The sequence below is a fragment of the Vibrio bathopelagicus genome, assembly GCF_014879975.1.
GTDB classification, from domain to species: Bacteria; Pseudomonadota; Gammaproteobacteria; order Enterobacterales; family Vibrionaceae; genus Vibrio; species Vibrio bathopelagicus.
The window spans coordinates 3,609,139-3,622,898 of record NZ_CP062500.1 but is presented as its reverse complement, the minus strand read 5'-3'; the positions used below and the strand labels follow the sequence as shown (position 1 = coordinate 3,622,898).

Below are 13,760 nucleotides of genomic sequence, written 5' to 3'. Positions count from 1 at the left end.
ATTAGCCCTCAAGTTTAGACTTATCACGCACTGCGCCTTTGTCGGCACTGGTTGCCATGCTCGCATAAGCTTTCAGTGCGAATGACACTTCACGCTGACGGTTTTCTGGTTTCCAGCCTAATGCATCTTGTTTTTCACGACGTGCTGTTAGTTCCGCTTCTGGTACATCAAGCGTGATTGAACGGCTAGGGATGTCGATAGTGATGATATCGCCAGTGTTAACTAGACCAATCACACCGCCACTTGCTGCTTCTGGAGACGCGTGACCGATAGACAGACCCGATGTACCACCAGAGAAACGGCCATCTGTTAATAGAGCACAAGACTTGCCTAGCCCCATCGATTTTAGGTAAGTGGTTGGGTACAGCATTTCTTGCATACCTGGACCACCTTTAGGGCCTTCGTAGCGAATAACCACGACTTCGCCTGCTTTTACTTTACCCGCTAAGATACCTTCTACTGCTGTATCTTGGCTTTCAAATACGATTGCTGGGCCTTGGAATTTAAGGTTTTCTTCATCAACACCCGCAGTCTTAACGATACAACCATCAACCGCGATGTTACCTGAAAGTACCGCTAGGCCACCTTCTTGGCTGAATGCGTTCTCTTTAGTACGAATACAACCTTCTTTGCGATCGTCATCAAGACGATCCCAACGGCAATCTTGTGAGAAAGCTTTAGTTGTACGGATGCCCGCAGGGCCAGCACGGAAGAACTTAAGCACAGCTTCATCTTCTGTCTGCATGATGTCGTACTGTGCAAGTTGCTCTTGCATGCTTAGACCAAGCACGGTGCGAGTTTGGTTGTTCAGTAGACCTGCACGGTCAAGTTCACCAAGGATAGCCATCACACCACCAGCGCGGTGAACGTCTTCCATGTGGTATTTGGGAGTTGAAGGTGCCACTTTACATAGGTGTGGAACACGGCGAGACATCGCATCGATATCATCCATATCGAAATCAATCTCCCCTTCTTGAGCGGCTGCTAAAAGGTGAAGAACGGTGTTACTAGAACCACCCATCGCGATATCAAGCGCCATTGCATTATCAAAAGCAGCGCGGTTTGCAATGTTGCGTGGCAGTGCTGATTCGTCGTCTTGCTCGTAGTAACGCTTGGTTAGATCAACGATGCGCTTACCGGCATTGATGAACAGTTCTTCACGGTCTGCGTGCGTCGCCAGCATAGAGCCGTTACCAGGCTGAGATAGGCCAAGTGCTTCTGTTAGACAGTTCATTGAGTTGGCTGTGAACATACCTGAACATGAACCACAGGTTGGACATGCAGAACGCTCTACTTGTTCGCTTTGCTCATCTGAAATTGTTGGATCGGCACCTTGGATCATTGCATCAACAAGGTCGAGCTTGATGATCTGATCTGAAAGCTTGGTCTTACCTGCTTCCATTGGGCCGCCTGATACAAAGATCACGGGGATATTGAGGCGCATTGCAGCCATCATCATTCCCGGAGTGATTTTGTCACAGTTAGAGATACACACCATTGCATCCGCACAGTGTGCATTGACCATGTATTCTACTGAGTCTGCAATAAGCTCACGTGATGGCAGTGAGTACAGCATGCCGCCGTGGCCCATTGCGATACCATCATCAACTGCGATGGTGTTGAATTCTTTAGCGATACCGCCCGCTTTCTCGATTTCACCCGCAACCAATTGACCCATATCTTTAAGGTGAACGTGACCTGGTACAAATTGAGTGAAAGAGTTTACAACTGCGATGATTGGCTTACCGAAGTCATCATCTTTAACGCCAGTTGCACGCCATAAAGCGCGCGCACCAGCCATATTGCGTCCGTGGGTAGTCGTTGCTGAACGATAGATTGGCATTGCTTAAATCCTTATAAAATATTTGGCTGTTGCTTACTTAGTTGTTTGTGTTTGGTTTTCTGACGTGCGGTCTGCTGGGTAAACGTAATCTAACCAGCCCCACTTATCTTCAGTAGTGCCATTGAATAAACCAAAGTAAGCTGCTTGAACTTTTTCAGTGATAGGACCGCGTTTGCCTTCACCTACTGTAATTTTGTCTACGCTACGAACCGGAACGATTTCTGCAGCTGTGCCTGTCATGAAGACTTCGTCAGCAAGGTACAGTGCTTCACGAGCAATGTTCTCTTCACGGATTTCATACCCCATGTCTTTTGCTAGCGTCATGATCGAGTCACGAGTGATACCTGGCAGAATAGCGCTGGTTGCTGGTGGTGTAGAGAGAATGCCGTTACGAATAACAAAAATGTTCTCGCCCGCGCCCTCTGAAAGATAACCATCAACACTTAGAGCAATACCTTCATCGTAACCATGACGACGAGCTTCACCACCAACGAGCAGTGAAGATAGGTAGTTACCACCGGCCTTTGCTGAGGTTGGGATAGTATTTGGCGCTGCACGGTTCCAGCTTGAGATCATCGCATCTACGCCATTTTCTAGCGCTTCTTCGCCTAGGTAAGAACCCCATGGGAAAGCGGCGATGATCAGATCCATTTCTGTGTTTTCAGGAGGACAAACACCTAAACCAACGTTACCCACAAAGCCTAGAGGGCGGATGTACGCTGACTCTAGCTTATTTTGGCGTAGCGTTTCGCGAGTCGCTTCCATAATTTCTTCCTCAGTGAAAGGAATTGGGAAGCGGTAGATTTTCGCTGAGTCTTTTAGGCGTCTTGCATGCTCTGGGTGACGGAAGATAACCGGACCCTTTGGCGTGTTGTAGCAACGAACGCCTTCAAATACAGAAGTACCGTAGTGCATTGCGTGAGTTAGGACATGAACGTTCGCCTCTGCCCAAGGAACCATTTCACCGTTAAACCAGATATAGTCTGCTGTTTTAGCTGTCATGTTTGCGGTTCCTTATGCACTTATTTTTTGTTGTAAGTTATTGTTTGGCAATTCATTACGACTAATAGAGATAACGTCTACGGTACGTACATCCCACAGCTTTTCGATCTGATTAACTAAGAAAGAAATCGGACGGTCACTGTCGACAATGATCTCAACGCTCGCGACTTTGCTTTCGTGGTTTTGGGTGCCAGCCACTTGCTTAACGATGAAGCCACGGTGACGAATAACACGAAGAACACGTTCTAACAGTACTGGTTTATCATCGGCTTTGATGTCTAATAAGTATCTTTTCATGTTATGTGTTCTCCAACATTTCGCTGTTTGAAGCACCTGGCGGTACTAGTGGCCATACGTTTTCTTCTTCATCGATAAGGACATGAAGTAGGTAAGCGGTTTTGCTCTCAAGCATCTCTTTCAATGCTGGCTCTACTTCTTCTTTACGCGTGATGGTTTTGCCTGGGATGTCGAACGCTTTTGCTAGCATCACGAAATCTGGGTTGTCATCCAAGATAGTTTCACTATGTCGGCCATCAAAGAACAGAGATTGCCATTGGCGAACCATGCCTAAACGAGAGTTGTTTAGCAGCACCATTTTTACTGGGATTTGGCGACGCTTCAGCGTACCAAGTTCTTGCACGTTCATCATGAATGAGCCATCACCAGAGATAAGAATGGATTGGTCATCAGGACGACCAACCGATGCACCCATGGCTGCAGGTAGGCCAAAGCCCATCGTGCCTAAGCCAGCTGAAGTGATGAAGTTTTGTGGATCACGTGGCTGAATATGTTGAGCTGCCCACATCTGGTGTTGGCCAACATCGGTCGAAACCATAGAACTCGCAGGCATCATGTCTGACAATTGCTTCAACAACAAAGGTGCGAAGATAAGGTCGCCTGGGTGGTCGTAGCGCCATTTGAATGAGCTGCGTAGCCCTTCAGAGTGGTGAACCCAAGAAGATATGTCTTGGCTTAATTCCAGTTGAGGCATGATCTTGTTGATGTCACCACGAATAGGCGCATCGGCCAGACGCAGTTTACTGAACTCTGCCGCATCGATATCGATATGGATAACTTTAGCGTGCGGTGCAAAGGTATCGAGTTTGCCAGTTACTCGGTCATCAAAACGAGCGCCAACAACAATTAACAGGTCACTTTCTTGAACCACTAGGTTAGCGGCTTTGGTGCCGTGCATACCAAGCATGCCTAAGTAGTGTGGGTCATCACGTTCAATGGTGCCAAGGCCTTTCAGTGTGCTCACTGCAGGCATTGGGTTTAGACGTAAAAATTCGCGAACTGATTCGGTTGCTTTCGCTAGTTGAACACCACCACCCACGTATAACACAGGGCGAGTCGCTTGAGACAAGAAGTACTGAGCTTGTTCAATAGCATCCGTTGTCACAACAGGAATTGCTGGTGGTGTAAATTTAGGAAGAATTTTTACAGGGGATTCTGCTAGTTGAACATCTTTCGCGATATCGACAATAACCGGACCGGGACGCCCTGCTTTTGCAACGATAAATGCTTCAGCCAATGTTGGAGCAAGTTCTTCAATATCGGTAACGAGATAGCTGTGTTTAGTACATGACAGAGACATGCCAATCACATCCATTTCTTGGAAAGCGTCGGTGCCGATGTGGGAGCTAGCAACCTGGCCTGTGATGGCAACCAGTGGGATAGAGTCCATAAATGCATCAGCAAGACCTGTTACCAGGTTAGTTGCGCCAGGGCCTGAGGTTGCCATACAAACAGCGACGTCTTGTGTTGCACGTGCCATACCGATAGCGGCCATTGCAGCACCTTGCTCATGACGACACAGGATATGCTCAACTCCGCCGTCATAAAGTGCATCGTAGATTGGCATGATGGCACCACCTGGGTAACCAAATACGGTTTTAATACCCTGCTGTTTTAGTGCGGATACAACTAGTTCTGCGCCTTTCATCGGAATTTCCCCGTATTACCTATATTTTGGTAACTGTTTCCATTGTCTATGCACATCTTGTGCTCCCATTCTTCCTGTAAATCGGCAAAGCCGAAAATGTTTCAAATATAAAAATCGAATCGTTAAATTAGAAAAAACCCCCGAACTTTTCAGTGCGGGGGTTTTTTCTAATTCGTGGTTACTTTTTTCCCACTCGCCCCCGCGTAGTCTTAATAATGACTACGATAATCAGGTTAATCAGTGCGTAAATGCGAGCGTTAAACATCATAAAATTCGAGTTTTCTCGTTTATTGTCTTAAGTAATTGTCTACATCTCTAGTGTTATCACACAAATCTGCCGCATGACAAGGAAAATGTCATTCTTTTTTCACATTAAAACACCATTCCACCAAGCTATATAACAACCTTATAGCTTTGGTGAGCAACGAATATCCAGAGCGAATACTTTTAAATCAAAGACAAAGGAAAGTTATGGGACTCGCGATAATTCATAGCCGAGCTAGTGTGGGTGTAGAGGCACCAGAAGTAACCGTGGAGGTGCATATAAGCAACGGAATGCCCGGTTTTACGCTGGTGGGTTTACCTGAGACGACGGTTAAGGAATCGAAAGACCGAGTGAGGAGTGCCATCATCAATTCTCGCTTTGAATTCCCATCGAAAAGAATCACCGTCAACCTTGCTCCTGCGGATTTACCCAAAGAGGGAGGGCGTTTTGACTTACCGATTGCTCTGGGTATTTTGGTGGCGTCGGATCAGCTACCGACATCAAAAATAGCCCAACATGAGTTTATTGGTGAATTGGCACTGTCGGGAGAACTGCGTTCAGTCAAAGGAGTGCTGCCAGCCACATTAGCGGCCGACAGTGTTGAGCGATGTTTGGTGGTACCACATCACAATGGTGATCAGGCAGCGTTAGTCGGTAAGGGCGCACATAAATCAGCGCAAACGTTGTTGGAGGTTTGTGCGGATATGTGTGGTCAGGCTCAGCTTGGGTTGTATCGCACAGAGCAACATCAGGTCGATACAGTCGAACATCGTGATTTGCAGGACATCATTGGTCAACAGCAAGGCAAGCGTGCATTAGAGATAGCAGCGGCAGGCAATCACAACTTATTATTCCTTGGTCCACCGGGTACAGGCAAGACTATGCTCGCTTCTCGATTGCGCGACCTGCTGCCTGAAATGAGTGATGTCGAGGCGATGGAAACCGCTTCGGTGGCCTCGTTAACGCAACAAGAGATCAATCAATACAATTGGAAGCAAAGACCTTTTCGGTCTCCTCATCATTCCAGTTCGATGGCCGCGTTGGTAGGTGGTGGTTCTGTACCTCGCCCCGGAGAGATCTCTTTGGCGCATAATGGCTTACTGTTTCTTGATGAAATGCCCGAGTTTGAACGCAAGGTACTCGATTCATTACGAGAGCCGCTAGAGTCGGGCGAGATCATTATTTCACGCGTGGCAGGTAAGACTCGTTTCCCGGCTCGCTTTCAATTGGTGGGTGCGTTGAACCCTAGCCCAACAGGTTATTACGAAGGCAATCAAGCGCGAGCGAATCCGCAGATCATATTGCGCTATCTCAATCGATTATCGGGGCCATTACTGGATAGATTCGATATGTCATTAGAGATCCCACTACTGCCCAAAGGGATGTTGGCTGAAGGTGGCGACCGTGGCGAAACGACTCAAGTGGTCAAACTAAGGGTCAAGCAAGCGCGTCAGTTGATGCTGTCTAGGAATCATAAATCGAATGCGTTGTTAGGTAGCCGAGAAATCGAAAAATATTGTCCGTTGCGACGCGAGGATGCGGAGTTTTTAGAAACGGCGCTGCATCGATTGGGTTTATCGATTCGTGCTTATCATCGAATCATCAAGGTAGCGCGAACTATTGCGGACTTAGAGGGTAACGAGCAGATTGAAAAGAAGCATTTATCGGAGGCGCTTGGCTATCGAGCGATGGATCGACTCTTGAAACAACTCTCGGCTCAGGCTGTGTAGTAATACCAATCGTAGTCAACAACGGGTCATTTATTTACTGTGATTAGTATATGACCCGTCCTGATATGGGTTGACACTTGATTGACTAAAACGCTCGATGTACTTCATCGGGCGTTTTGTATTTTAGAGCTGTGTGAGGCCTATATTCATTATAGATTTTTACTGATTCAGCGACCATTTTCTTTGCTTCATCTAAATCATTAGGCTTATTCAACAGATACTCCATCTTCAGTATTCCGTTGATCCTCTCTGCCAACGCATTCTGATAACAGTCATAGCCATCAGTCATTGAGCAAGATACATCATACTGTCGATGCAACTCTTGGTATTCAACAGAGCAGTACTGAACACCTCGATCTGAGTGATGGACAAGCTCACCTGTATTCTTCCGCTCTTTCAACGCGTTTAAAAAGGCCTGCTTGACCGTGCGAGCTTTCATATCATCACTTATGTGATAGCCCACGATTTTTCTTGAGTAAGCGTCCGTCACTAAACTGAGATAAGTACTACCACGCCGCGTTGTTAGATAAGTAACATCGGCAACCCATAATTGCTCTGGTCCTTCCGGTATTAAGCCTTCTTTGATTCGATTTGGATGGCAGTAAAAGCGATGATTACTGTTTGTGGTTCGATGGTAAGCCCTTCGATTCTGTACTAATAATCGATTCATTCTCAGCAGAGAGAATAAGCGGTCTCGCCCGATTTCAATATCGTTTTGAGCAAGTAAATACTTGATCTTACGAGTCCCTATACGAGGGTGCATCATCCTTTGCTCCTTCACAAAACCGAGTACGGATTCATCTTTCTTTGTCTGATGAATTTCTGCAACACAGCGCTTGTAGAAAGCTTGTCGTGTAATACCTATGAAGTGACAAGCTTTAGTGACGGTCAACTTTCTGACCGTTTTTTCCTTAATAACTCGGCCTTGCGCTTCTTTGAAATTCGGACTCCGAAATCTCGATCCATGACTTTTACAACCGCTTCAAAGAACTGAGCTTTGAGCTGAGTTTCTTCTAATTGCTGCTCGAGTTCTTTGATTCGTTGCTCTGGGGTTTGAGTTGAGGAAGAGTTTGACATAGTCGCTCCTAACGCTCTCGATTGTTCTATTCCTTTAGACCAATCTAGTTGACCATGTTTGCGAAGCCAAACTAAAACGGTAGAGCGACCTTGGATCCCATAACGTTCTTGAGCTTGCTTATAAGTCATTTCGCCTTTTTCAACTTGGCTTACGACTGCCAATTTAAAGGCAAGAGAATAATCTCGTTGAGTACGTCTACTTGTTGTTTTCATGACACTCTCCAATTTCATGTTGGAAATGTGTCAACCATATTTAGGACGGTACAATACAAACAAAAAAGCCTGCTTTTTACGCAGGCTTTCGTTGTTATGAACTAATGGTTATTAGCGAGCTGTGAAGCCTAACTAGAACTTGTAGTTCAAGCCAACGGAGACGATGTATTGTGATTCATCGTAGAAGGTAATGTTTGACTCGCTGGTACCGTAACCCGCTAGCGATACAAATGACCAGTTTTCCCAGTCCATGAATTGATCATATTCATACGCGGCAAACAGGTTGATGCTGTCGTCGCTGCGTTTCTTTTGGTAAGTCAGACTGCTTGCATCGTAAGAGCGTTGGTTGTAACCCGCCGTTAGTGCGTATTTATGACGACCTATGCCACCAAATAAACTTACCTCACCACCTAGCTGCTCGAATGATGCTGCATCGCCTTCTGCATCTGTTGATTGATAAATCAATGACGGAACCAGCATCATGGTGCGGCTAATAGGCTGACGGTACTGACCTTTCAGGTAGAAGGTGTCCGCATCTCGTTTTAATGCGTCTTCAACTAAGTCGTTTTCTACATCTTTGGTGGCGAAGGCCATATCCAGTGAAAACGGAGAGCCTGCGATGCTCTCAAGTTTTAGACGGAAGGCATTACCCGTTTCGTCTGTTTTGCTTCGTGCTGATGTGGTGTTGTATGGGTCGGCCCAGGTTTCACCAGACATAATGGTTGGCAGAATCGAAGCATCGATCACCATGCCTGACTCGAGTTGATACTTGTAGCCCACTTCTAGTACAACAGTACCTGTTGCTACGTCATCACGTGCGGTACCTGTGTATACCTGTTGGTTCAATTTTTCACCAAAGGTGTAAGCAATACTTCCTAAAGGAGCGACTAGAAAAGAACTTTCAGATGAAGCTTTTTGTTGGTTCGATGAAAGGTTGCTGTCAGCATCGGTATTAAAATTTGAGGTTGAAGAAGTAAAACCGGTGTTGATAGAGATTTCACCACTGAAACCAGCTTCATCAGCAAGCTTGGCAAAAGCAGGTGCTGCGGCAACGCTCAGTGCTAATAACGTATATTTAATTTTCATTCAGAGGCTCCTTGCCCCATTGAGTGGTAGCAACAAATAGTTGTTAATAAAAAGTTATAGAAAACAACGAAATCTAAAGGTTCACTTTATCGCGCACCTTATAAATGTTTATTAGATAAATGGGAAGTAGAACCGTATCGATCGCTAAAAATTATGTTGTTTGCTGAAAAATTATTAAAAAGCACCAGACACAAAAAAGGAAGCCGAAGCTCCCTTATTATAGTTTTTTGATTATTTTTTACTTCTTCAGTAGGAAGTTAACCAGCTCGAAGTATTCATCTAGAGAGCTAATACCTTGAGCATCAATCAAGTAACGGTTGTTTACCACAACAGCTGGTACGCCTGAAAGGCCGCTGTCTTTGAATGCTTTGTCAAAACGACGAACCATTGAATCTACAGCAAAGCCATTGTAAGCCGCGTCAAATTTCTTAGCATCAACGCCTTCATCTAGGAAGATTTGACGCAGTTCTGCTTCATCGCGTGGTGGCTTGTTCATGGTGTGGATGCGGTTAAACATCACTGGTACCATTTTATCTTCAACTTTCAGTGCAATCATAGTTGCGTAAGCTTTGCTCATTGGCAGACCCATGTTGCCGCCCATGAATGAAACATGGTTCTTTTGTAGCTTAGCGTCAGCAGGTAGCTGTTGTTTTAGCTGCTGGATGATAGGCTCAAAGCTATTACAGTGTGGGCAGTAGAAAGAGAAGAACTCTGTCACCACTGGTTTTTTTGATGCTTCTAGATCGAGAACTTTGTAGTGTTCACCTTCGTTAAATTTCGCAGCGTGAGCTGAAAGGCTCAACATGATCAATGAGAAAAATGCGAATAGCTTTTTCATTTATCCAATCTCCATTATGTTTGAATTTTTATCTAGTTGTATGTTGCGATTGCGTTTACCACTGAGGCATTAACGAAAGTGGTGGCTCTTGCAGGGTAGCAATTTGCTCTTTACAAGCAAGTACTTGTTGCTCCCAATATTTCGGGTCATTAAACCATGGGAAGGCTAGAGGAAACGCCGGATCGTGCCATCGCTTCGCCAACCATGCCATGTAATGCACCATACGTAGACCGCGTAGTGGTTCGATTAGTTTCAGTTGCGAAGGATTAAAATCACAAAACTCTTGATAACTCTCTAACATAATATCGAGTTGCATCAGCTTATCTTGGCGCTCACCGTTAAGCAGCATCCACAGATCTTGAACCGCAGGGCCATTACGCGCGTCATCGAGATCGACGAACATTGGCCCGTCGCGCCATAGAATATTACCCGGGTGGCAATCGCCATGCAGGCGGATATTTTCAGTATTGCTCGGCCACTGGCTCTCTAACTCTTTAATCAGCAGGTCGACGTCATTGAAGAACGCGTTTTCTAGATGCGTCGGGATAAACTGAGAGTTTTCTAATATCTTACGTGGCTGGTACAAATACTCATCTAGGCTAATGGTTGGACGATGTTGGAATGTTTTGCCTGCACTGGCTTTATGAATTCGACCAAGGAAACGACCTACACCTTCCAATTGGTTTAAGTTATCCACTTCATACTGTCGACCACCGACACTTTCAAACAGTGCAAACAGGTAGCCTTGGTATTCGTGTAAGGTCGCACCATTGATGCGCATTGGCGGAGCGATTGGCATCTCTTGTTCGATCAGCTCTAATGCGAAGTCGTGTTCTTCTTGGATCTGTGCTTTGTTCCAACGCTGTGGGCGATAAAACTTAACAACGTAGCGTTTGCGGTCTTCATCGGTGAATTGGTAGACCCGATTTTCGTAACTGTTGAGAGCGAGAAGCCCGGATTCAGCGCGAACCCCAATGCTCTCCAGTGCGTACCACATGAAGTCAGGGGTCAGGTTATCAAAGTTAAAGGCTTGCATCGTCATATAATAAAAAAGGCTCATTACTGAGCGTTTCCCAAGTTGTTTAGTATGGGTGGTAATGGTTCATAGCCATTAAATACAATCACTTAACAATCCGTCTTATGTGGTAATAGGTCGCTTTGGGTCGTGAGTGTGGTCATTTTGTGGATCTCTTAACCTGCTTAGTGGGTTAAGTTTTACCGCGTCAATTAGGTGGTCTGGTGCTAAATGAGCATAAGCCATTGTTTGGGTAATACTAGCATGGCCTAGGATTTCTTTTAGCGTAAGAATGTTACCGCCGTTCATAATAAAGTGACTCGCGAAAGTGTGCCGTAATACGTGAACCTTTTGCCCTTTCGGTAAATTGAACTCTAATGAATCCATAATCTCGTATAGCTCTTTTTGCGGGTCATATGAAAACAAGTTTCCACTTACATTGGTTTGCAACTTTTTATATAACTCTTCACTAATAGGAACAGTTCGAGGCTTGCCTGTTTTTGTGTTGGTGAATCTAATCCTATAGGGGCTTAGGTTCATTGGCTTTAGAGTTACGGTTTCTCTCCACCGTGAACCAGTAGACAAACAAATGTCTACTATCTTGGATAGTTCAGGGTGCGATTGTACCGCTGATAACAACGCATCTATTTGGTAGGTTGTTAAATAAGTCATTTCAGACCGATTAGGGGCGGGTTGTTTGAGGTCTTTTAACGGGTGAGGTGCGTTGAAGTCACCCGTTTCAATCAGTACAGTAAAAACATTACTTAGACACGATGTTAATCGGCGGACTGTATTTGCGCTTTGCCCTTTAGACATTCTATTCAGTTGCCAATTGCTAACCATCGCATTATTGATTTTATTGACGGGTGGATTACCAAGCTCACGACATACCAGGTCTAACTTTTTTCTATAGTTGCTTGCCGTTCGTTTAAGTTGGCCTGACTTAATCCACCATATTTCGACTAACTCAGAGAGTAGCCGTTTGTCGTCGGGTAGACCTAACCACTCTTTATTGTGATGTGTCGAAAGTATGTGTTTCTCATAGGCTAAAGCCTCTGACTTTTTATCAAACTTACGTCTAAAACGCTTGCCGCTTCTTTCGGATGGCCTTAAATCAACAAGCCATTTTTCGCCGTCTTTCTTAACGCTCATATGATTTTCTTCATAACAGGGGCAACCGCTTTACCTATTATTTTGAAATTTCGCCCATTCTGATGGTTGATACTAAAAGCAGGGTATCTCAGGTTGTCAGAGATTACTTTGTAGAGGCCGTTTTCTATATCCCACTGTAAACGCTTCACGTAAACAGCCTCATCTATGCGAATCACATAAACGCCAGTTGCTACAGGATGTTGTTGCTCTCGAATATCAACAAGTAACCTGTCTTTGTGGCTTAACGTTGGCTCCATTGAATCACCATCGACAAAAATAATAGAGCTATAGCAAGGCTTAAGACCGTATTCGTGCAGTAACTCAACGGGTAAGCTGAAAACCCCGATTTGATATTCTGATTCAATCAAGGCTCCTGCTCCTGCTGCTGCGTGTACATCATAAACAGGCAGCTTCGCCCAATCTTCAAAATCATCGAGTGGCCTTAAGCCATGGGCATTGCTTGGTGGTATCGTCCAGTCTTTTTTTAATAGCTTTTCACGTTCAAGAGGGTTTGTGACTAACTTCTCAATTATTTGCTTTTGTATGTCGGGATGAAAATTTGAAATGTGGTACTCAACAGCACGGGCGTGACCAATGGCTTTTCTTTTTAACCATTTGTTTCTTCTTGCCTTTTGTCCTATCCCCGTAATTGAGTTTGGCATCCCCTCTAGCTCAATTAACAAATCACTCATTATCCACTCTTTCATAATTACCCTTAAGAACCTTTGAAAACCAGAACAAATATGTTTAAATCCAATAGAACCTTAACGAACCATTTGATTGGTTCTTTAGCTAACTATTGGAGTGTTTAAGTCATGGTAGGTCATAAACAAACAGAAATGAATGAAGTTAACGGTTTTTATGGGTCTTTTGTGACGCCTGAAAAGTATGCAGACCTAACAGGATTGTCTTTAAATGCTGTCCGAATGCAGGTTAAGCGCGGTCAGCTTCCACTTTTGAAGCGTGAAAGCTCAAGTGATGCACGTCGAGTGTTAATCAATATGCGAGCTATTGACCAGTTAGCAGAAGAACAGGCGTCTAAATACCAAGACTGGCGTGCAGCTATTTAAGGGGGATTTATGCCAACTGCAAAAGGGCTCGAAATTCTAGATAACCTAAAGGCTAAACATTTTCCTAATGGTTATAGCTCAAAATCGAAAAGCGGTAAGGACTACCGTTTTAGCCGTAAAGGTCAGATGGAATATAAACGCGCTGCAAGGCTACAGGTGCTTAAACATAGAGAGGCGATTTTGTAATGGATGCATCAATTTTTGTATTTGCTTCATTGGTATTTTCTTGCAGCTCTCAATCTAAGTTTGAAGTCGTTGCCCGCTCTGCCTTTGTTGCAGTGGTAGCAATAGGCTTTGCTCGTGCGGGGGTGTTTGCATGAGTCGCAATGCAAGATACGAAGCGGCTAAGAAAGCGCAAGGACTAAAAAAGGTCACTTTGTGGGTTCCAGAGGATAGAGAAAGCGAGTTTCACATGTTGGCAAAAGCATGTTGTGAATTTCGTCATTTAACCTTTAACACCCTGCGCGATACCAAGTCAGGTAGGTACGTTTCTTTAGAGCATTTATAACCCGTCACTGGTGACA

Annotated in this window: 15 protein-coding genes; 5 read left to right on the top strand and 10 right to left on the bottom strand. The window is 44.9% G+C overall.

Going from position 1 to position 13,760, the window contains the following annotated elements; all coding sequences use genetic code 11:
- Position 1: 1 nt before the first annotated feature.
- Genes ilvD through ilvG form a run of 4 tightly spaced genes read right to left on the bottom strand, consistent with a single transcriptional unit; the run spans position 2 to position 4,790 of the window.
- The gene (ilvD, locus tag IHV80_RS16335) at positions 2 to 1,843 is read right to left on the bottom strand and encodes a dihydroxy-acid dehydratase (protein WP_192889656.1); all 1,842 of its coding nucleotides are present in this window, start codon (positions 1,841 to 1,843) and stop codon (positions 2 to 4) included.
- A 33-nt stretch (positions 1,844 to 1,876) separates the two neighbouring features.
- Positions 1,877 to 2,845, bottom strand: a complete 969-nt coding sequence (locus tag IHV80_RS16330) for a branched-chain amino acid transaminase (protein ID WP_192889655.1) — start codon at positions 2,843 to 2,845, stop codon at positions 1,877 to 1,879.
- Between the two features lie 12 nt (positions 2,846 to 2,857).
- Positions 2,858 to 3,142 (bottom strand): acetolactate synthase 2 small subunit, encoded by a 285-nt coding sequence (ilvM, locus tag IHV80_RS16325; protein WP_017111739.1) that lies wholly within the window; start codon positions 3,140 to 3,142, stop codon positions 2,858 to 2,860.
- A gap of 1 nt (position 3,143) precedes the next feature.
- The gene (gene ilvG, locus IHV80_RS16320) at positions 3,144 to 4,790 is read right to left on the bottom strand and encodes an acetolactate synthase 2 catalytic subunit (protein WP_192889654.1); all 1,647 of its coding nucleotides are present in this window, start codon (positions 4,788 to 4,790) and stop codon (positions 3,144 to 3,146) included.
- Between the two features lie 471 nt (positions 4,791 to 5,261).
- Here ilvG and IHV80_RS16315 point away from each other — a divergent pair, with 471 nt between their 5' ends.
- Positions 5,262 to 6,785 carry a YifB family Mg chelatase-like AAA ATPase gene (locus tag IHV80_RS16315; RefSeq protein WP_192889653.1) on the top strand — a complete coding sequence of 508 codons (1,524 nt, stop codon included), beginning with the start codon at positions 5,262 to 5,264 and terminating at the stop codon, positions 6,783 to 6,785.
- 85 nt (positions 6,786 to 6,870) lie between these two features.
- Here the strand turns inward: IHV80_RS16315 and IHV80_RS16310 are convergent.
- The 6 genes from IHV80_RS16310 to IHV80_RS16285 all read right to left on the bottom strand — a co-directional run bounded on the left by IHV80_RS16310 (position 6,871) and on the right by IHV80_RS16285 (position 12,873).
- Positions 6,871 to 8,075 (bottom strand): IS3 family transposase gene (locus IHV80_RS16310; protein ID WP_192889004.1). Its coding sequence is split into 2 segments (ribosomal slippage): positions 6,871 to 7,688 and positions 7,688 to 8,075, totalling 1,206 coding nucleotides; the frame shifts between segments, so codons are not numbered across the junction.
- Positions 8,076 to 8,207: 132 nt separating this feature from the next.
- Complete coding sequence (locus IHV80_RS16305) at positions 8,208 to 9,161, bottom strand: DUF2860 domain-containing protein (protein WP_192889652.1); 954 nt, start codon at positions 9,159 to 9,161, stop codon at positions 8,208 to 8,210.
- Positions 9,162 to 9,399: 238 nt separating this feature from the next.
- Positions 9,400 to 9,999, bottom strand: a complete 600-nt coding sequence (locus IHV80_RS16300; protein WP_192889651.1) for a thiol:disulfide interchange protein DsbA/DsbL — start codon at positions 9,997 to 9,999, stop codon at positions 9,400 to 9,402.
- Between the two features lie 55 nt (positions 10,000 to 10,054).
- A complete protein-coding gene (locus IHV80_RS16295) occupies positions 10,055 to 11,041 on the bottom strand; it encodes a serine/threonine protein kinase (protein ID WP_192890783.1) in 987 nt (328 codons plus the stop codon).
- 96 nt (positions 11,042 to 11,137) lie between these two features.
- Entirely contained in the window at positions 11,138 to 12,166 is a 1,029-nt protein-coding gene (locus IHV80_RS16290) for a phage integrase (RefSeq protein WP_192889650.1), read from the bottom strand.
- The gene (locus IHV80_RS16285; protein WP_029405664.1) at positions 12,163 to 12,873 is read right to left on the bottom strand and encodes a phage repressor protein; all 711 of its coding nucleotides are present in this window, start codon (positions 12,871 to 12,873) and stop codon (positions 12,163 to 12,165) included. Before IHV80_RS16285 ends, IHV80_RS16290 begins: the two co-directional genes overlap by 4 nt.
- A 108-nt stretch (positions 12,874 to 12,981) precedes the next feature.
- Here IHV80_RS16285 and IHV80_RS16280 point away from each other — a divergent pair, with 108 nt between their 5' ends.
- Genes IHV80_RS16280 through IHV80_RS16270 form a run of 4 tightly spaced genes read left to right on the top strand, consistent with a single transcriptional unit; the run spans position 12,982 to position 13,744 of the window.
- Entirely contained in the window at positions 12,982 to 13,236 is a 255-nt protein-coding gene (locus IHV80_RS16280; RefSeq protein ID WP_019825514.1) for a hypothetical protein, read from the top strand.
- A gap of 9 nt (positions 13,237 to 13,245) precedes the next feature.
- Positions 13,246 to 13,422 carry a hypothetical protein gene (locus IHV80_RS16275; RefSeq protein WP_019825512.1) on the top strand — a complete coding sequence of 59 codons (177 nt, stop codon included), beginning with the start codon at positions 13,246 to 13,248 and terminating at the stop codon, positions 13,420 to 13,422.
- The gene (locus IHV80_RS25350; RefSeq protein WP_264158389.1) at positions 13,422 to 13,556 is read left to right on the top strand and encodes a hypothetical protein; all 135 of its coding nucleotides are present in this window, start codon (positions 13,422 to 13,424) and stop codon (positions 13,554 to 13,556) included. The genes IHV80_RS16275 and IHV80_RS25350 overlap by 1 nt, the downstream gene beginning before the upstream one ends.
- A complete protein-coding gene (locus tag IHV80_RS16270) occupies positions 13,553 to 13,744 on the top strand; it encodes a hypothetical protein (protein WP_081324739.1) in 192 nt (63 codons plus the stop codon). Before IHV80_RS25350 ends, IHV80_RS16270 begins: the two co-directional genes overlap by 4 nt.
- The last annotated feature ends 16 nt before the right edge of the window (positions 13,745 to 13,760 follow it).